Raw genomic sequence first — 19,945 nt, 5'->3', positions numbered from 1 at the left:
ATATGACTGACGATGCGTGTAATAAAACAAAAAGGAAAGGCACATGTATACCGATGAAGACTTAACACTGGCGGTAAAACAAAACATTTTTAGTCAACATGACGTTAATCAGTTTCGGCAAAGTATCAATGTACTTCGCAATAGTCAGGCAGTTGACGAAGAAAACTTTCGTCTTATAAACGGGTTTAATGACATTTTTGTTGTTATTGCTAGTGCACTATTACTGGGCTCTTTAGGGTGGATTGGTTTTTCTCTTACTCCAGCGGTTGGTGGTGTTGCTGTTGCAATAGGCGCGTGGGGGCTGGCCGAATATTTTGTTAATAAGCGTCGAATGGCACTACCTGCGATTGCTTTATTGCTGGCTTTTCTTGGTGGGCTTTTCGCAACGCCCATATTATTTAACCCAGACGTAAATGCATACACCTTTATCATGGCAGGGCTGATGACCTCCGTTGGCGCGGTAGCTCACTGGATACGTTTTCACGTACCTATCACTGTTGCCGCCGGTGCGGCTACATTAAGCGGCGCGGCGTTATCGTGTTTGCTTTACCTTTTCCCTGTTGTTTTAGTTTATATCGACACTATCGTGTTAGCGTTTGGTCTTCTTATCTTTGGTTTAGCGATGATATGGGATAGCAAAGACACGCGCAGGCAAACCCGCGCATCGGACGTTGCTTTTTGGTTGCATCTTATTTCGGCACCTATGATTGTACACCCTATCTTTAATAGTTTAGGCGTATTAGACGGAAATAGCGGGCCTATGATTTCCGCCGTGGTGTTGGGCCTTTACATATTGCTTGGCATAGTTGCCATTGCTGTTGATCGCAGAGCAATCATGGTATCCGCATTGGTTTATGTTATTTATACCTTTTCCGCGTTAATGGAAAACTATGGGTTTGTAACTTACAGCTTTGCCTTAACGGGCTTATGTATTGGGTCTACATTGTTACTACTGTCGGCGTTTTGGCATCGTTGCCGAAAAGGTATTGTTAGCCTATTACCACAACCCGTTCAAATGAAGTTACCTACGATAAAAGCGTAAAATAGCGAAGAGGGCGGAGGGCGCTGCAGCGCGCTCTCTGTCATTTACGTCATAAAGCAGTGTGTGAGCACTTTGCTAAACCACTGCCTTAACTTCCTTGATGCATTAATTCTTGTACTGCCGTTGAAAAGTCTACCTTACAGACAAATATTACACTTGTTCAATTTATCTTGGGAAAGCTTTTGAAATTTTTTCGCGTGCTCATAGCAGTGTTGGCAATCGCAGCCTCGACACACATCACCTTACCGGTTCAAGCTGAAGACGAATGGTTAGAAAAAGAAGAGGTACAAGGTGCATTAAAGAATTTGATAAGCGCAGTTGAGACAGACTATTTTTTTGATGAGAAACGAACGGTTATTGTCGATAAACTTACCTCAGCGATGCATTTAGGCTACGTTAACGACCAATATCAATTCGGTCACTTTAAACGAAAACTAGAACGCATGTTATATGCTTCAAGCAAAGACTCTCGATTCGAAATTAGCTGGCGGGCAAACCTAACGCAGGCAAACGATACCTCTGACACCACCTTCCCCGGCAAAATTGAAACGCAGCTGCTTGATGACGGGTTGGGTTACTTGTCTGTCGATGGTGATTTAATTTATTCACTTTCTCAAGAAGAGCTTGATAAGGCGCTTTCACACTTATCGAGTGCTCGCGCTTTAGTCATTGATTTACAACGAGCAGGACATATCGATTTTGATATCGCCAAGCACTTTTTGCACCACTTTACTCCTAAGGGACAACCGCTAGCTACGCTCACGTTTGCAAACAATGAAGCGACTTACATTATATCTGAGACCGACATAGAACGTATTTCAAGCGATATTCCTGTGTTTATTGTCACCTCTCCATTCGTAGCCGGCTCATGGGAGTTCGTTGCCTATACATTGAAGCACGAAGAACGGGCTATTATTGTGGGAATGCCAACGATGGGACTTAGCGTAATGACTACCACGAAAGCGTTAAGCAAACATGTTAATGTGACAATGGCGTTTGCTGAATTACACCATCCTGTCACGGGCACAAATTGGAGAGACAAAGGAGTTATTCCTGATATTGCGTCACCAAGTCATGAAGCAACGAGCAAAACAATTAAATTAGCCTCTGACGCAGTAAACGCTATGTAAGCGGCGATGCAATTAAAAAGCGGTGATAAATGCTGGCACCCTTAAGTAATAGTGGCAGTTATATGAATAAATTTTAATCCTAGTTATTTAATGCGCTGTATTAAACCTTAACAGACATCAACGTAACGCGGTTTCATGAGTAAAACACATCTAAGTAAGGCTGAATCGGCCTTAGGATTAAGCGCAAGAAATTGGTGGAGTATTATCAAGCGTACGTTTGTCCACCTTCAGCGCCACAATATTTCACTTATCTCTGCGGGCGTAGCATTTTATTGCTTACTAGCAATATTCCCACTACTTGGTGCAACCATTGCGCTCTACGGTTTAGTCGTGTCGCCTGAGTCGCTGCAAGAACACATGTCGATGCTTGTAAGTGTTGTTCCTGCCGACAGTCGATATATCATTGAAGAAAAATTGAGCGATTTAACGGAAAAGTCGAGTTCTGCATTGGGGTGGGGCTTTTTTCTTACGCTTTTACTCTCACTATGGAGCAGCAGCAAAGGGGCAAATGCGCTAATTACAGCATGCAATATTACCTATATAGAAGATAATGGAAGAGGCTTTTTTACCGGTATGCTGGCGCGCATTGTATGCACAATTGCTATGATTGCGACGGTTATTGTTGCATTACTATGTATAAGCGTTTTACCCGAGTTGATAAGCTCCTTCTACGGAGGATTAATGAGTGACAAGCAAGCAGAATGGTTTACATGGCCGGTTTTGCTCGTGTTATTCAATTTTTGTTTGTCTGCCCTTTACCGTTACGCCCCTCATCGCAGAGCGGCACAATGGCGATGGGTTACACCAGGGTCATTATTCTCTACAGTGCTTTGGATCGTTGCTTCTTACGGTTTTTCGTTTTATTTAAACGAATTTGCCAGCTACAACGAAACGTACGGCTCAGTTGGTGGAATCATCATCTTGTTGATGTGGCTGTACTTAAGTGCCTATATCATTCTTATTGGCGCTGAAGTAAATTCATCAATAGAACTTCAAACCACAGCAGATAGCACCATTGGCGAAGATAAGCCGATGGGGGAGCGAAATGCGGTTGTGGCTGATAATACGCCAAAGGATTTAAAGCAGTCTTGATGTTGAGGGAACAATCAACACGCACCTTGTTGTATTATACCCATCAACTAAAAAAGGAATGCGCGGCTGATGTCCCCTAATTACTCTTCATTATTACAAAACCTCTTTGGCTTTTCTTCGTTTCGCGCTGGGCAGCAGGAGGTTGTAGAAGGGCTGTTGAATCAGCGTTCCACGCTGGCCATTTTTCCAACGGGTTCGGGTAAATCGTTGTGTTATCAATTTGCCGCTACGCAATTGCCACACCTTACGTTGGTGGTATCTCCGTTACTTGCGCTCATGAAAGATCAGCTCGAGTTTCTTCACAGCAAAGGCATTGCAGCGGCAAGTATAGACTCAACATTAACCGCTCAGCAGAACAAACAGGTTATGCATGATGTGCGCACGGGCGCATGTAAAATTCTAATGGTCTCAGTAGAGCGCTTTAAAAATGAGAGGTTTAGGCAGTTTATTGAATCTATCGAAGTTTCTATGCTGGTGGTAGATGAAGCGCACTGTATATCAGAATGGGGACACAATTTTCGTCCCGACTACTTGAAGCTACCTGCCTACCAACAAGCGCTTAACATACCTTTAGTATTATTACTTACCGCAACCGCCACTGAAAAAGTGAAAGTTGATATGGCCAACAGGTTCGCCATATCAGAAGGTAAAATTATTCAAACGGGGTTTTATCGTTCAAACCTCAATGTAAACGTACTGCCGGTTCTCGAACCTGATAAAAATGAGGCGTTACTTCAACAAATACAGCAGCAAGAAGGGGCTGGTATTGTTTACGTTACCCTGCAACAAACCGCTGAACAGGTTGCTCGTTATTTACAACAAAATGGATGCGTAGCAAAGGCCTACCACGCGGGGTTAGACAGTGCGTTAAGGCAAAATATTCAACAAGACTTTATGAACAACACGCTGTCGGTGGTCGTGGCAACTATTGCATTTGGCATGGGCATTGATAAATCTGATATTCGTTTTGTTATCCATTACGACTTACCCAAATCTATTGAGAACTACAGCCAAGAAATAGGCCGTGGTGGGCGAGACGGCAAAGCAGCAAATTGCACAGTATTAGCAAATTTAGATGGGCTAGTGACGATAGAGAATTTTGTCTACGGCGACACGCCAGACCGTGCAGCCATTGCTCGAGTCATTAAAGATATTGCGTCGCAAGGCGGTGATTTACCCCTTGATGATCACCACACAGGAAGCGGCCAATACCAATGGGAAATGCAAATCAATAGCCTAGCAACGCTAAGCAATATTCGTCAGCTTCCTTTAAAAACACTGTTAGTACAATTAGAGCTCGCTACTATCATAAAGCCTCTTTATGCCTATTTTGCCGAGTTTAAATACAGATTTATCACCAGTAAGGCAGATATTCTGACGCTTTTCTCTGCAGAACGTGGCGACTTTTTAAAGGCAGTATTTACCTATACCAATATGAAAAAAGTATGGGGTGTTGTGCAGTTCGATGACATTTTTCAGCACTATGGTGCACAGCGTTCGCGTGTTGTTGCTGCGCTAGAGTACCTGCATGAACATAATCATATCGAGCTTGCGTCCCGCTTAATTACCGACGTATATGAAGTCAATCAAGATGCATTGCTAGCTGACGATGTTGTAGATAACCTAGCGCACTATTTTGCCGACAACGAGCAAAAAGAAATCGCGCGTATTGACGCGCTTGTCCGGTTTTTCGAGTTAGATAGCTGTTTGAACGAGCAGCTTTCTACTTACTTCGATGACAAACAGGCGCCCAAGCAATGTGGTCATTGTAGTGTGTGTAACGGGAATGTGGCAAAACTTGAGTATTCAACGCCCATTGAGATGCCTGAAGAAGTTCATGTAGCCGAGGCCATGGCCGCATTAAAAGCGCATGTTGAAGACAAAATGGATGCGCCACTTACTGCATCCATCTACTGTCGTTTTTTGACTGCGATGACCATGCCTTTGTTTACCCGCATGAAAGTGCGGCAGGTGGCAGGTTTTGGACGCTACGAACAAAGCCGTTATCGAGATGTGCTATCAGTCGTTACGTCCTTAATGGCGTAGGGCGTGAAGCGCGAATAACTGATACTATAAGCGTATAACTGACAGCATCCATTCGGCACCAATAAGTTTATAACGCCATTGCGAGTGCCCTTCACATGCGCCGTATACTAGGAAGAAAAAGATTACATGGCCCTTAAAGCAACTATTTTTAAAGCAGACATATCAATTACCGATATGGATCGCAACTACTACAACGATCACAACCTGACCATTGCCCGCCATCCGTCTGAAAACGACGCGCGTATGATGCTTCGTATTATTGCTTTTATCGTTAATGCGCATGAGCAGCTTCAGTTTACCAAGGGCTTATCTGATGACGACGTGCCTGATCTGTGGCAAAAAAGCTACGCTGATGAAATAGAACGGTGGATTGAACTAGGGCAGCCTTCCGAACAGCGCATTAAAAAAGGGTGCAACCAAAGTCAGCAGATGATGATTTACGCATACGCCGACAACAGCTTTGATGTGTGGTGGAAAAAGGAGCAGAACAAGCTGCAGATGAGAAAAAACCTGTCTATTTTCACGTTGCCGGCACACATGGCGACAGCACTTGCTCAGGCTGTAGAGCGGTCAATGCAAATTCAAGTAACCATTCAAGACGGACAAATTTGGCTTACTATTGAGAGTGCTCAGGCCAGTGAATGTGTTGAGATTGAAATTACCAAGCACCAATAATATTCATCAATGAAGTTCGCGGCTATCAGCGACGCTTCTGTGTTACGTAAGCGAGATAACACCATGAAAAAACTCTCAGCAGTGCAACTAAAACAGCAAGCGCTTATCTTCGATGTTGCTGATAGGCTTGAAGCGATGGGACAGGCCGACATTCCAGGCATGATACAGTGCTGGTTTGACGTTAAATACCATGAGTTTCCTGGCTCGTTACTGTTGCGCTTTCAGTTCGAAAATGAAGATACACTAGCCGCGGCAAAACCTGACTTGCTCAAGTGGCAAAAACGTTTAAGTGCAGCCATGCTTAAAAAAGGAGTAGTGCTAAAAGATATGCGTAGGCACCTGACTTTTACCACAGAAGGGCCTGATACGTAGCCACGCTTTACCTCAAGAATGAATTTCCAGTTGCCCATCAGAAAATTCTGCTTTTGCTAGCCGTACTCTGTCGATATTATAGTCTTGGTCTAGTCGCCAAGGAGCGACTTGGCCCTGCTTTGGAATAATACTTTGTGCGCGTTCTATATAACCAGACGACAAATTAAGAAAAGGCTCTGGCTGTATGTCTGAAGAAGGGGTTGGGACAAAGTAGCTGGCGTCTTTTTTGTCCAAATGATTTATTAATCGGCAAATATATTGGGCCACCAACTCTACTTTCAACGTCCAAGACGCATTAGTATAACCGAACACCATGCCAAAATTGGGGATGTCTTGAAGTAATGCGCCTTGGTAGAACATCTTGGCGCCCGTGTCTTGTACTTTGCCATCAATACACACATCTACGCCAGACATAAACTGCAGTTTTAAGCCTGTCGCGGTCACGATAATGTCGGCATCAATATGTTTCTCACTTTTTGTCTTTATACCCGTTTCGGTAATGCAGTCTATTTCGTCGGTAATAATCGACGCTTGTTCATTATTAAGGGCGGTAAAAAGGTCGGCATCGGGTACTAAACATAAGCGCTGCTCCCAAGGGTTATATTTGGGCGAAAAGTGCACCGAATCTATGTTTTTAAAAAGTAATTTCTGCCGTTCTTTATTGATTATTTTTTTCGCTTTCTTGGGGTGTTTGGTCATGTATTTGAAATAAAAATTTCCTAACCAGATATTGCGCTTTCGAATGAGCGAGGAGGCGAGTTTGTCAGGAAGAAGGGCTTGCACAACTTTAGTGGTTAAGTCGCGTTGGGGCCTCGATAAAATATAGGTGGGTGAGCGTTGAAGCATAACCACATGCTTTGCTTTCTCGGCCAAATTAGGAACAAGCGTTACCGCCGTTGCACCACTTCCAATAACAACGACATTTTTATTGTGATAATCGAGATCTTGTGGCCAGAACTGGGGATGGATTAGTTTACCATTAAAGCTTTCACTGCCTTTGAATTGCGGTGAATGCGCCTTTTCGTAATCGTAATATCCGCTACATGAAAATACAAAGTTAGCCTCAATACTGCTGTTACCTTCAGGCGTACTAACATTGATTTCCCACTTCTTTGTTTGGCTATTCCAGTTTAGGTGGGTCACCTTGTGTTGGTAACGTATATGTTTGGTAATGCCAAATTTTTGCGCGGTATCGCTAAGATAGTTATAAATGCGGTCTCCTGTGGCGAGCGACGCTTTTTCAGTCCAAGGATTGAACTGATACCCGTAGGTATACATGTCACTATCAGAGCGTACGCCAGGGTATTTAAATAAATCCCACGTTCCTCCCAAGCTTTCTCGCCCTTCAAGAATAAGTAGCGATTTATGGGGGCAGTTTTTCTTTAAATAATAACTTAATCCTATGCCAGAGAGGCCTGCTCCAACAATAACGATATCGACGACGTTTTTCATGACACTCTCTTATTGAAGCGTTTAACATTCGACGTTCCCGCATAATCTAAAAAAGTATGCATAACGGTCAGTTGTGTTTAAAAATGTACGCGGTTGGGAGTAAAAGCGCAATGACGTTATCGATAAGGTTGTAGTATTTCCATCGTGTCAGGTTGGTTTGCATCAAATTTTATCAAACGCTCGAGTTATACTTTAGTCTACTTTTTTCCTTCGCCTTACCTCTAGTTACAGTATTTCTAATTTTTTTCAATAGTTTATGTTTTCGTATACTAAAGAGTAAGCCTAACGGTAGTGTTAAAATTAAAATATTGGTTTACCTTTAGATAAGGTAAAACCAATTAAAAACGCACTTCGCACAGGCAGTATAAATGGGTAAAGCTGATGTCAATGCTATTTTGCAGCTAGGCAACGTTCCTAATATGGGGCTAATGGAAATGTTAGTCGCGTCGAACGATGGATTCGTTGCATATTATGATAAAGAAGGGAAGCTCGCTGGCTGTCTGCTCGAAGAACACCTTGGTTACATAAAGGCTTCTCTCCCCCAAAGCCTAGACCCAAGTTGGTTACATGATATTGAGGCGCTACCGCGTTCGGTAAATATTGATTCGATGGAGGGCAACACGTGTATTTTAGCGCTCAACGCCGATGAAGCTGCGCCATACGCCTTGTTTGTACTCAGTGAGTTCAAGTCACTCATTAAAATAATACATGATTTACCTGTAGGCGTTATTTATCTCAATAAATACTGGGACGCGGTGTTTATTAACGCGAAGTGTGCCGAACTAGTAAACAGCGACATAGAGTCTATGCTTGGGCGGCAATGGATTCGTTACCTTCCGCCTGAACTTGATAGAGAGTTTCATCAACATATAAAAGACGTGCGTACCTGTCGGGAGCCGCTCCGCAAACAAATTGAGTATATTACTCCACTTGGCAGGTCTTACACTTTTTTGGTCCAACTTGTTGCCTATTTTGACCATCGCAGTGAATTTATCAGTGCAGCTATTACCGTCAACGACATAACAAAAGAGTCGCATGCTGTTATGAGATTGCAATACACAGCTGAGCATGACCAACTGACGGACCTTTATAATCGTTCGGCGTTTATTTCTAAGGCAGAGGCACTTGAAACAACAGATTTTAACAAAGCCCTTTTCTTGTTTATCGACCTAGACAGATTTAAAGAAATTAACGATACGTTGGGGCATAAGTTTGGAGACCGGGTGCTTGAAATTGTTGCGCGCCGAATAAATTCTACTATCCGTGATGACGATTTGAGTGCTCGCTTTGGTGGTGACGAATTTGTCATTTGTATGCCTAATGTTTCAAGTAATGAAGTGGTAACACAAGTTGCTACCAAAATAGCAAATTCACTAAATTGCAGTGCAACGATTGAAGGAACGGACGTTTATATAAGAGCAAGTGTCGGTGTTGTATGGACGCCAACAATTGTGTTTGATGAAGAGACCAGTCGTGCTGAAAAGGTTCAGGCGCTGATTGATGCTGCAGACCAAGGGATGTACGAAGCAAAAAGAGGGTATTTGACCCATGAAAACTTCAAGATTTATGACATCAATTTAAGGCAGCAGCGTTTATTACTTCAAAATCAAAAAGACGAGCTTTGTCATGCGCTTGATAATGATGGTCTCACATGTCACTTCCAGCCCATTTTTAACAAAGCGGGATGTGTAGCGTCGTTAGAGGCTTTAGCGCGATTTAAAACGCCATTGCAATACTTTGACGGCATCGAGGAGGTTATCGTTTTTGCCAAACGATTAGGTATAGAAAGCACCTTTTTTAAAAGTGCGCTTCAACAGGCTATTGAGGGGTTCTCTAGACTTCTTTGTTACAACCCAAGTCTAATGGTAAATTTAAACGTAGATGTGTCGCAATTAGAAACACCGATGTTCGTATCAGAAATAAAAACACTTTGTTTGAGTCATAATATCCCTTTTACTCAGGTAAGAATTGAAATTACAGAAATTATGCTTGAACGCAGCAGTTCACGGTTAGACGCCCATATAAAACAGCTGATCAAACTTGGTTTCTCAATTTCAATGGACGATTTTGGGACGGGATACAGCTCGTTTAAGCGCCTCCTAAATTATGATTTTAATGAACTCAAAATTGATAGATACTTTGTAGACAGTTTAGTGAAAAGTAATAAATTCGAAAAAATGTTTAATGCTATGGTGGCGGTAGGTAAAAGCTTTAATTTGAAGATACTTGCCGAAGGAATTGAAACAGAACAGCAGTACAATAAGTGCAGAGAGTTAGGGGTAGAATTGTTTCAAGGATATTTTCTATCTAAGCCCATGAGCATCGCTCATTTAGAAAAAAGCACCCTTTTAAATAGCGGTGAGCCTTCATTGATAGAGAGTAGATAAAATGGATAACAAGGATACGAAGATGGCACCAAAGTACATTGTTGGGATTGGCGCATCTGCTGGAGGCCTTGAAGCACTTCAAGAGCTATTTAATGAGTTGCCCTCAGACTTAGGGGTTGCATACGTTATTGTTCAGCACCTTTCGCCCGATTTTAAGTCGATGATGGACGAATTACTGAGTAAAAACACGTCGATGGCGGTACATCAGGCTGAAGAGGGAGAAGAGTTAAAAGCTGATACGGTATTTTTAATACCGGCAGGCAAATTAATGCGAATAGCGGAAGGAAAAATTTACCTTTCTGATCTTCCTCCTGATAACCGAATCAATCTTCCTATCAACGAATTATTTAGAACACTTGCAGAAGATGCGCAAAACCGTGCTATTGGTATTATTTTATCAGGTACGGGTTCAGATGGTAGCCGCGGTGTATTATCACTAAAAGAAATGGGCGCGATGGTTATTGCGCAAGACCCCAGCGAAGCTAAGTTTGATGGCATGCCATTAAATGCTATTAATACTGGGTCGGTTGATTTTGTGCTAAACATTGGTGAAATACCAGACCAGATAAAGCGTTTTATTCAGCATCCACTGGCAACAGAAAAACACGGCAAGTTTAGAGATCACCTTTCAAAAAACTCAAAAATTTTAGATGACATTATTGGGTTGATCCACAAGCGTACGGAACTCGATTTTAAAGCATATAAAGAGTCAACGGTGTCCAGAAGAATTGAACACCGTATGAGCATCAATAGTAAGCACACATTATTCGAATATTGGGAATACCTAAACAGCTCACCTGAGGAAGTAGACTTAGTAAAGCAAGATTTATTGATTGGTGTTACACAATTTTTTAGAGATGGCGAGCTGTGGGATTATCTGTATGAAACCGTTGTTAAACCTATAGTACTAGAGACATCGCCTAAAGATAGAATTCGGATATGGTGTGCAGGGTGCTCGACCGGAGAAGAGGCATATTCGTATGCCATGCTATTTGCAGAAGCTATGGAGGAACTGCAAATAGAAAGGCAGGTTACTGTTTTTGCGAGTGATATAGACCAATCTGCTATTGCGTTTGCGGCAAATGGCGTTTATCCATCGAGTATTTCCTCTGAAGTGCCAGTTGAATATTTGGCCAAGCATTTTAATTTGCAAAGCGATAACAGCTATCAGGTTTCAAAAACGCTTCGAAATATGGTGGTATTTGCCACGCACAACTTAATTCAAGACCCTCCATTTTCAAACATGAACTTGGTGAGCTGTAGAAATACGCTTATCTATCTACAAGTTTCTGCGCAGCAAAAAGTAATGGCCTTCTTTCATTTTGCGCTTAAAGTGACTGGCACCTTAGTTCTAGGTAGTGCAGAGTCTCCTGGAAGTTTTAGTGTTTACTTTGATTCGGTAGAACCTAAAAAACGAATATATAAGAAGACGAGAGATATAAAAGTACCATCGTCGAATATAGATACCACGTCGTTTCGAGCGCGTCAGTATAGCCCTAAAGCCGTAGCCAGTTTTATCAATACCTCAAACAAGCGCATTACAAAAGAGCGAAAGTCGACGGCAATTGGGCATCAAGCTGTTATGGATGAGTATTTACCACCTACTATCATTACTAATGAAAAGCTTCGAGTTGTATACAGTTATGGTGATACGGATTCCTTTACGTCTAAATTACGTCCAGGTTCGGTAACGAATGATTTGTCTGATATTTTAACCGATAACCTCTCTAGTGTTGCTATATCGGCAGCCCATCAAGTATTGCGCGAAAAAACACCGTTAGTGATGAAGGATGTTCATGTAAAAGACGATGAAAATTGGTCTCTACGGTGCTTTCATTTTAATGAAAACGGACCGGATAATTCCTACCTCGCGATCAGTTTCATTCCTCCTGGCGCGGAACAGACAAAACAATCTGATGTGGTTTACCAGAGGGGCGACCAATCAGAAAAGCGTATTGAAGAACTTGACAATGCGTTAATTGAATGCCAGAAACTGTATAGAGAAGCGCTTGAAGACTTGGACAGCACTAGTGAAGAACTGCAGTCTAGTAACGAAGAACTAATGGCGGCTAATGAAGAGTTGCAGTCTACTAACGAAGAGTTGCAGTCGGTCAATGAAGAACTTTATACCGTTAACAGTGAGTACCAGGTCAAAATTACAGAGTTAACGGATATTAACAGTGACCTAGAAAACCTGATGACCGCAACGCGCTTAGCAGTGCTGTTTTTAACGAGTGACCTTAAAATAAGACGGTTTACGAATGCGCTTAAGCAATATGTAAATATCATAGACTTTGATATTGACCGCGACTTTAGAGATCTGTCTTTCAAGAAACCTCTAGACGGGTTAGATATGTTGGTCGATCAGGTTAATACAGGCACTGAAAAAGTGGTAAGTAAGGTGTTTTCATCGTCCGAAAACGATGAAAGGTTGGAGGTGACGATAACCCGGTATTCCACCGGTGATTCAGCAAAAGGCGTCATAATGTCAATTGTTCAACTTATAAAGTAGGGAATATGGACACACATAGCCGGCTCGAGGAAGGGCAGCACTACCTTGAAAAAGAGTTACACACATTGCTTCGTGAAGACAAACTTATGTTTGAATTTTTTCAAGAAGATGTAGTTGATGGGCTATGGTATTGGGATTTAGTTGAGCCGGAAAATGAATGGATGAGCGCTAAATTCTGGCGGCTTTTTGGCTATGATCCCGAATTTAAAACGCATAAAACCTACGAATGGCAAAACTTAATTTTTGAAGAAGATTTAAAAGTTGCTACACGCAATTTCGAGCTTCACCTAAGAAAGCCAAGCATACCCTATGATCAGATTGTGCGTTATCACCATAAAGATGGATCTGTTGTGTGGGTAAGGTGCAAAGGGGTTGCTATTCATAATAGCAATGGCGAAGCGGTGAGGATGTTGGGCTGCCACCTAGATATGACCCGTTTCATGGAGAAGCAACAAGAACTTTTAGGCCTTAAAATTAAGTATGATAGAGCGTGTAGAGAGCTTAAAGAGTTAGAAACTAACCTGAACCGCAGCAAAGCAATGAATAGTATGTTTGCGCAGCGACTTGAAAACGAACAGGCTCACGACGATTTTGGTATTGCAGGACAACAATATTTTGTAAGTCAAACGCAAAATTTAGTAAAGACAGCGAGGCGCTGTAACCTTACGCTCAACACGCTGCATTTTTCTATCAATGCCGCGAGTGGAGACGTTACGAGACCATCTGAAGCAAAAAGTTTTTTTGGTAGGCACGTACTCGCGATGGTAGAGGGAGGCATAGCCTATCAATTTTCAGACGATTTTTTCGGCATTGTAGCGTTATGTTACAGCGATGAAGATGTCGCCACTTTACGAGAAAATATTATTGCACTGCAGGCCAATGCAGGCTGGATAAGCAGTGCGCCTGTTTTTGAGATAACATATCGTGATATTGAGGTAACAGAGGAAACGGTGGAACGATGTGTCGATTTGGACGCAATTCTTACATTGTTTTTTATGTGATTGAGGCTCATCTCTCCGTTTTATCGTTATTTTTATGTGTTGTGTAAAGCAATATTACGCGATTTTTTAGTATCGATTTAAAATGCGTTAATTCTACAGCAGCGCCCGCCCGGTTAGCCGAGCGGGCTTTTTATTTTGTAGTAACGAATGCGTGTCAGGTGCAATAAGAATGTGATCGTTATTGTGATGTTTTGTCTACCCACTATCAGGAGTCATAAACGTTTAGGGAAATGATGAAACAAAAAAATGAGGGTTGTGTTCAAGTCCGCGGTGCTCGAGTACATAATTTAAAGAACTTTAGTGTGGATATTCCGCGCAACCAATTGGTGGCATTTACCGGTATATCAGGTTCTGGAAAATCCTCTCTAGCGTTTGGTACGCTGTTTGCGGAAGCGCAGCATCGTTACTTAGACTCTGTTTCACCTTACGCACGACGACTTATCGATCAAATTGAAAAACCCGATGTTGATAGTATAGAAGGGTTACCCCTGCAGTTGGCTTACATCAGCAGCGCGGAGCACCATCAATACGTTCTACCGTGGGAAGTATTACTACGATATCCAACAGTTTGCGCATGCTCTACTCGCGCGCAGGCGACTACCCTGATGGTCAACGTATTGTTTATGCCGACGGCTTTTCACCAAACACACCTCAGGGCGCATGTGAGCACTGTCATGGTATAGGCAGCGTGTTCGATGTGACCGAAGATACTCTGGTGCCTAACCCTCAATTGTCTATTCGAAACGGCGCTATAGCAGCCTGGCCAGGCGCATGGCAGGGCAAAAACTTAGTAAGAGTTTTACTGTCGTTAGATATCGATGTGGATATTCCGTGGCAAGACTTACCGAAGGCTGTACGAGATTGGATCCTATTTACTGATGAAACACCGCAAATGCCGGTGTATCGAAACTACAACTTGGCCCAAACCCAAAACGCAAGAAAAGAGGGAGAACCTGCCAGCTATAATGGTAAGTTTATCAGTGCTAAACGCTATGTATTAGATACGTTTAAAACATCACAAAAAGACAAAATAAAACAACGTGTTGCTGCGTTTCTACATGTGTCGACATGCACTGTGTGTAACGGCAAAAAACTGAAAAAGGAGGCGTTATCGGTCACGCTTCACGGTCTGGATATCGTTGCGTTTTCTGAATTGCCTGTGAGTGATGCAATGTCGCATTTGACCTCGCTGTTGGATGCCGCTGCTAACGGTTCAACCGAGCGCAAAAAAGTTATCAAAAATGTGGCCAGTGATATCATCGCGCGGATAAAACCCATCATGCATCTTGGATTGGGCTACGTATCGTTAGCACGAAGTACTACCACACTGTCACCCGGTGAACTGCAGCGTTTGCGGTTAGCCACACAAATCAAGTCGAAGCTTTTTGGCGTGGTGTACATCATGGATGAACCCTCATCTGGCCTTCACCCTTCAGATATTAGTGCACTAATGGATGCATTTGATGAGTTAGTGGAAGCCGGTAATTCGGTATTTATTGTAGAGCATAACCCACGCGTCATACGCCATGCGAATTGGCTGGTAGACATAGGGCCTTATGCCGGAGTAAATGGCGGAGCGCTTATTTATAGTGGCCCTGTGAAACAAGCTGACAATGTTGAAGGGTCTATCACGTCGTCTTATTTGTTTAATTCATCCAGCCATATTGATGATAAAAAACGTGCACCTCAATCGTGGTTAGCGCTACAGGGAGTGGCGATAAACAACCTTAATGCCCTAGACTGTTCAATACCCTTAGGCGTAATGACAACGGTAACGGGCGTGTCGGGGTCGGGTAAATCTAGCCTAGTCAGTAAGGCTCTGGTCGAGTTAGTAGGTAGCTTGTTGGCTACAAATAATGGCGTTAAACCAGAAAAAACACATACAGAACTTAACGATACCGCCTTGTTGAACGAAGCGCGTTCAGAGCCTGTGGGCGGAACGATTACCGCAGGAAGTGAACAGGTCAAGCGACTAGTTGTGGTAAGCCAAGCGCCAATAGGGCGAACGCCACGGTCGAATTTGGCAACCTATACGGGGCTGTTTGATCATGTACGCAAGGTGTTTGCATCAACGCCCCTTGCTAAGCAGCGTAAGTATGACGCGGGGCGTTTTTCTTTTAATGTAAAAAAAGGTCGATGTGATAACTGCGACGGCGTCGGGTTTGTGTCTGTAGAGCTGTTATTTATGCCAAGCGTGTACTCTCCCTGTCCGGTGTGCGAAACCCAACGCTACAATAGCGAGACATTAGAGATTACTTGGAAAGGGCTTTCTATTGCCGATGTGCTGTCACTAAGTGTCAGCGATGCACGTAAGGTATTTGAAGGAGAGGCTGCCATCATGCGTGCGCTGAACGCACTGGATAATGTCGGCCTGGGCTATTTAAAGCTTGGGCAACCCGCTACCGAATTATCAGGTGGTGAAGCGCAGCGCATAAAGCTTGCGACTGAGCTTAAGCGCGCAGAGAAGCGCCATACACTTTACGTGCTAGATGAGCCCACTACGGGCTTGCATCCTGCTGATGTAACCTTGTTAATGACACACCTAAACGCGTTAGTAGACGCTGGCAACAGTGTGGTAATGGTTGAGCACAACATGCAGGTTGCAGGCGCTAGCGATTATATTATCGACATGGGGCCGGGGGCAGGCGACGCGGGTGGTTCTATCGTTGCACAAGGTACACCGCAAGACGTGGCGAACAATGTGAAAAGTAAAACCGCGCGATTCTTGCGTTAAATGCAGTACCGGTTGAGTTTGTTTGTGTATGCACTCCCTTATTGATAAACGATGGAGCGCTTTTTAGAAACTCAACGTAAGTGAGGTTGGTTATAGATTGTTCAATGCATCTACCCCCTTTATTAGTCCATTGGTCGCGTGTTGCATTGAACCGCGACCAATCTATTTGTACTTTCAATGCGGTAAGGTCCTAATCAGCCAATAATAACTAGGCAATAATAATGAAAAAAATCCTTAAAGCTGCAGTGGCGGTAACGGTAGCGCTGTCATGCATGCCTGCGTTCGCAGATAAATCCGATAACGACAAAAATTCTGTTTTCAGTAGTAAAACCTTTAAAAGCATGGAGCTTAGAAATATAGGCCCTGCTTACATGTCTGGCCGTATTGCAGATATTGCTGTTGATCAAAATAATCCGTCTACGTGGTACACCGCGGTAGGGTCTGGTGGCGTGTGGAAAACCACGAACGCCGGAACAACGTGGTCACCAATCTTCGATAAGCAAGCCGTTTACTCGATAGGCGATGTCACCATTGCACCAAGCAACTCAAACATAATTTGGGTGGGAACGGGCGAAAATAACGGTGGCCGCCATATTAGTTTTGGTGACGGAGTATACAAATCGTCAGACGGTGGGCAAACATGGAAAAACATGGGGCTTAAAAAGTCTGAACACGTCTCTGACATTATCATTCATCCAACTAACCCTGATGTCGTTTGGGTGTCTGCCCAAGGCCCTTTATGGACAAGTGGCGGCGAGCGCGGTTTGTATAAAACCGTTGATGGTGGTGAAACATGGAAACAAGTATTAACTCCTGCTGATGAATGGACAGGCGTTACGTCTTTACTTATCGACCCAAGAAACCCAGATAAGCTTTATGCCGCGACCTGGTCGCGCCAGCGCACTATTGCAGCATATGTTGGTACCAATGAAGGGGCTGGCATTCATACCTCGGACGATGGTGGCGAGACTTGGACCGAACTAAAAAGCGGTTTACCATCAGGGAATATGGGCAAAATAGGGATGGCTATTTCGCCTATTAATCCTGATGTGGTTTACGCAACTATTGAAACTGACAATCGAAAAGGCGGCTTCTACCGCTCTGCGGACCTAGGCGCTAGCTGGTCTAAAATGTCAGATGAAGTAGGTGGAGGAACGGGGCCGCATTACTACCAAGAAATCTTTGCTGACCCACACCAATTTGACCGCGTTTACATTGCAAGTAACTACAGTAAAGTGTCTGACGATGGCGGTAAAACATGGACGCCAATAAACACCAAACATAAGCACGTAGATGATCACGCCATGGCGTTTCATCCAACTGACCCTGATTTTGTTATGATGGGGTCTGACGGTGGTATCTATGTCTCCCACGATAGAATGGCCAACTGGCGCTTTATGGCAAACCTGCCATTAACCCAGTTTTATAAGGTAGCACCAGACGATTCATCACCTTTCTATATGGTATATGCCGGCGCGCAAGATAATTCAACGCAAGGCGGTCCTTCGCGCACTAACCGAGCAGAAGGGATTAAAAATAAAGACTGGTTTTTAACCCTCGGTGGCGACGGCCATCAGCCGGCAGTAGAGCCTGGCAACCCTGATATCGTCTATTCCCAGTGGCAGCAAGGTAACCTTACGCGTATTGATATGACCACGAAAGAAGGTGTATATATCAAGCCACAGCCTTTGCCTGGAGACCCAGCGGAGCGCTTTAATTGGGATGCCCCCATTAATGTTTCAGCGCACGACCCTAAGCGTATTTATTTTACGTCGCAGCGTGTATGGCGTTCAGATAATCGCGGTGACAGCTGGACAGCAATATCAGAAGACCTTACCAACAATGGTAACCGGATGCATATGCCAATGATGGGGCGTACCTGGTCGGTAGAAGCAGGCTGGGATATTTATGCCATGTCTGAATTTCACACCATTGCTAACTTTGCGGAAAGCCCGGTTGATGAAAATATCCTATGGGCAGGTACTGATGACGGTATTATTCAAGTTACCACCAATGGGGGTAAATCGTGGAAGAAGATAGAACTAGATGACATCAGAGGAATCCCCGCGACAGCGTATGTGAATGATATTCGCGCTGACCTGTACGACCCTAATACTGTTTATGTAGCGCTTGATAACCATAAATACGGCGATTATAAACCGTACCTTATAAAATCAACCAACCTTGGTAAAAAATGGACATCGCTTGCTGATGATTTGCCCGAAAAGCACCTTGTATGGCGTATTGTGCAAGATCACGTAAACAAAAACCTTATGTTTATTGGCACTGAATTTGGCATATTTTTCACCGTTGATGGCGGTAAAAAGTGGGTAGAGCTAGACGGTGGTATCCCAACAATATCAACGCGCGATGTGAAAATTCAGCGACGCGAAAATGACTTAGTTGCGGGTACATTTGGTCGCGGAATTTATATTTTAGACGACTACGCGCCGCTTCGTGAGCTTACCGAAAAATCAATGCAGCAAGATGCGTTACTGTTTGCACCTAGCCGCCCGGTTAAGTGGTTCCAGTTAGACGATAATCACACTGATTCTGATGGCGACGATAGCTTTATTGCGAAAAACCCTGAGCATGGCGCAACACTTACTTACTATCTAAAAGACAGCATTCTTAGTGCAAAAGAAAAGCGTCAAAAAGCTGAAAAAGCGCTGATTAAAGATAAGAAGAAATATCCTAAATACCCAAGTTGGGAAGCCGTAGAAGCTGAGAGCCAAGAAGCACAGCCGTCGGTATACATTGAAATTCGTGATGCAGCCGGTGATGTTGTTAAGCGTGTTGAAGGTAAGACTAAAAAAGGTCTACATAGACTGACATGGGATATGAAATATGCGAACCACATGCCGATTACCACAGATAAACCATCTCGACGTTCTCGTGGTGCATTAACGGCATTGCCAGGTACGTATTCAGCGACGTTATTCAAACGCGAAGGTGCGACCATTGCGCAACTTGCCGAACCCGTTGAGTTTGTACTTCAATCTATTTACGAAGGCGCATTAAAAGGTGCATCGGCAGAGGCACGGGCTGAATACGACAATGCTGTAAATGCCGCGCAGAAACGTGCTATTACATCGACTACAGTGCTTAAAAGTGTGAAGGAAACGATGACAGCACTTCGACGCGCAATAGACCGCACGCCAGGTGACGTAGCGGAACTTGAAGCGCAATATGCGAGTATTCAAGACGAAATCAATGCGGTACATCGTGCATTGTTTGGTTTAGCATCTCGCGATCGTAAAGGGGCGAAGCCAGCTAATATTACGAGCCGATTAGGTTATGCACGTTCGGGCGTAGGCTCTTCTTACGGTCCAACGCAGCAGCACCGCGATCAACTGGGCTTTGCTAACGAAGGCTTAAGCGAGGTAAGTAACCGTATTAGCGTGTTACAGCAACGCAGCGTACCGGCACTTCAACAGGCAGTTGTTAACGAGGGCGGCCCCTGGACCCTTGGTTTACCTGTTATTACAAAGTGATTATAACG

General features: G+C 43.7%; 11 protein-coding genes and 1 pseudogene. 11 read left to right on the top strand and 1 reads right to left on the bottom strand.

The window, feature by feature from the left end; all coding sequences use genetic code 11:
- Nucleotides 1-43: 43 nt before the first annotated feature.
- The 6 genes from ACOJRU_RS12880 (at nucleotide 44) to ACOJRU_RS12855 (ending at nucleotide 6,357) form a co-directional block, all read left to right on the top strand.
- A complete protein-coding gene (locus ACOJRU_RS12880) occupies nucleotides 44-1,042 on the top strand; it encodes a hypothetical protein (RefSeq protein ID WP_421132141.1) in 999 nt (332 codons plus the stop codon).
- Between the two features lie 182 nt (nucleotides 1,043-1,224).
- On the top strand, nucleotides 1,225-2,172 hold the full coding sequence (locus ACOJRU_RS12875; RefSeq protein WP_421132140.1) for a S41 family peptidase: 948 nt from the start codon (nucleotides 1,225-1,227) through the stop codon (nucleotides 2,170-2,172).
- A gap of 135 nt (nucleotides 2,173-2,307) precedes the next feature.
- Complete coding sequence (locus ACOJRU_RS12870; RefSeq protein ID WP_421132139.1) at nucleotides 2,308-3,264, top strand: YihY/virulence factor BrkB family protein; 957 nt, start codon at nucleotides 2,308-2,310, stop codon at nucleotides 3,262-3,264.
- A 69-nt stretch (nucleotides 3,265-3,333) separates the two neighbouring features.
- The gene (locus tag ACOJRU_RS12865) at nucleotides 3,334-5,310 is read left to right on the top strand and encodes a RecQ family ATP-dependent DNA helicase (RefSeq protein WP_421132138.1); all 1,977 of its coding nucleotides are present in this window, start codon (nucleotides 3,334-3,336) and stop codon (nucleotides 5,308-5,310) included.
- 126 nt (nucleotides 5,311-5,436) lie between these two features.
- Complete coding sequence (locus ACOJRU_RS12860; protein ID WP_421132137.1) at nucleotides 5,437-5,985, top strand: YaeQ family protein; 549 nt, start codon at nucleotides 5,437-5,439, stop codon at nucleotides 5,983-5,985.
- 63 nt (nucleotides 5,986-6,048) lie between these two features.
- Complete coding sequence (locus tag ACOJRU_RS12855) at nucleotides 6,049-6,357, top strand: hypothetical protein (RefSeq protein WP_421132136.1); 309 nt, start codon at nucleotides 6,049-6,051, stop codon at nucleotides 6,355-6,357.
- Between the two features lie 12 nt (nucleotides 6,358-6,369).
- Here the strand turns inward: ACOJRU_RS12855 and ACOJRU_RS12850 are convergent, their stop codons facing one another.
- Entirely contained in the window at nucleotides 6,370-7,809 is a 1,440-nt protein-coding gene (locus ACOJRU_RS12850; protein WP_421132135.1) for a flavin-containing monooxygenase, read from the bottom strand.
- A 368-nt stretch (nucleotides 7,810-8,177) separates the two neighbouring features.
- Between ACOJRU_RS12850 and ACOJRU_RS12845 the strand changes: the two genes are divergently transcribed.
- From ACOJRU_RS12845 to ACOJRU_RS12825, 5 genes and pseudogenes are all read left to right on the top strand, one after another.
- Nucleotides 8,178-10,196 (top strand): putative bifunctional diguanylate cyclase/phosphodiesterase, encoded by a 2,019-nt coding sequence (locus ACOJRU_RS12845; protein ID WP_421132134.1) that lies wholly within the window; start codon nucleotides 8,178-8,180, stop codon nucleotides 10,194-10,196.
- Nucleotides 10,197-10,218: 22 nt separating this feature from the next.
- Nucleotides 10,219-12,708, top strand: coding sequence for a chemotaxis protein CheB (locus tag ACOJRU_RS12840; RefSeq protein WP_421132133.1), 2,490 nt, complete (start codon nucleotides 10,219-10,221; stop codon nucleotides 12,706-12,708).
- A 5-nt stretch (nucleotides 12,709-12,713) separates the two neighbouring features.
- Nucleotides 12,714-13,709, top strand: a complete 996-nt coding sequence (locus ACOJRU_RS12835) for a PAS domain-containing protein (RefSeq protein WP_421132132.1) — start codon at nucleotides 12,714-12,716, stop codon at nucleotides 13,707-13,709.
- 233 nt (nucleotides 13,710-13,942) lie between these two features.
- Nucleotides 13,943-16,443 (top strand): annotated as a pseudogene (locus ACOJRU_RS12830) (excinuclease ABC subunit A).
- A gap of 221 nt (nucleotides 16,444-16,664) precedes the next feature.
- Complete coding sequence (locus ACOJRU_RS12825) at nucleotides 16,665-19,937, top strand: VPS10 domain-containing protein (RefSeq protein WP_421132131.1); 3,273 nt, start codon at nucleotides 16,665-16,667, stop codon at nucleotides 19,935-19,937.
- Nucleotides 19,938-19,945 lie beyond the last annotated feature (8 nt).

The organism is Alteromonas algae, assembly GCF_049117195.1.
Classification (GTDB): domain Bacteria; phylum Pseudomonadota; class Gammaproteobacteria; order Enterobacterales; family Alteromonadaceae; genus Alteromonas.
This window is presented reverse-complemented; position numbering and strand designations above follow the sequence as displayed.

Coding starts and splice junctions, on each gene's coding strand:
- ACOJRU_RS12840 (WP_421132133.1), top strand. CDS start 10,219: ATGGCACCAAAGTACATTGTTGGGATTGGCGCATCTGCTGGAGGCCTT.
- ACOJRU_RS12845 (WP_421132134.1), top strand. CDS start 8,178: ATGGGTAAAGCTGATGTCAATGCTATTTTGCAGCTAGGCAACGTTCCT.
- ACOJRU_RS12870 (WP_421132139.1), top strand. CDS start 2,308: ATGAGTAAAACACATCTAAGTAAGGCTGAATCGGCCTTAGGATTAAGC.
- ACOJRU_RS12825 (WP_421132131.1), top strand. CDS start 16,665: ATGAAAAAAATCCTTAAAGCTGCAGTGGCGGTAACGGTAGCGCTGTCA.
- ACOJRU_RS12880 (WP_421132141.1), top strand. CDS start 44: ATGTATACCGATGAAGACTTAACACTGGCGGTAAAACAAAACATTTTT.
- ACOJRU_RS12860 (WP_421132137.1), top strand. CDS start 5,437: ATGGCCCTTAAAGCAACTATTTTTAAAGCAGACATATCAATTACCGAT.
- ACOJRU_RS12865 (WP_421132138.1), top strand. CDS start 3,334: ATGTCCCCTAATTACTCTTCATTATTACAAAACCTCTTTGGCTTTTCT.
- ACOJRU_RS12850 (WP_421132135.1), bottom strand. CDS start 7,809: ATGAAAAACGTCGTCGATATCGTTATTGTTGGAGCAGGCCTCTCTGGC.
- ACOJRU_RS12855 (WP_421132136.1), top strand. CDS start 6,049: ATGAAAAAACTCTCAGCAGTGCAACTAAAACAGCAAGCGCTTATCTTC.
- ACOJRU_RS12835 (WP_421132132.1), top strand. CDS start 12,714: ATGGACACACATAGCCGGCTCGAGGAAGGGCAGCACTACCTTGAAAAA.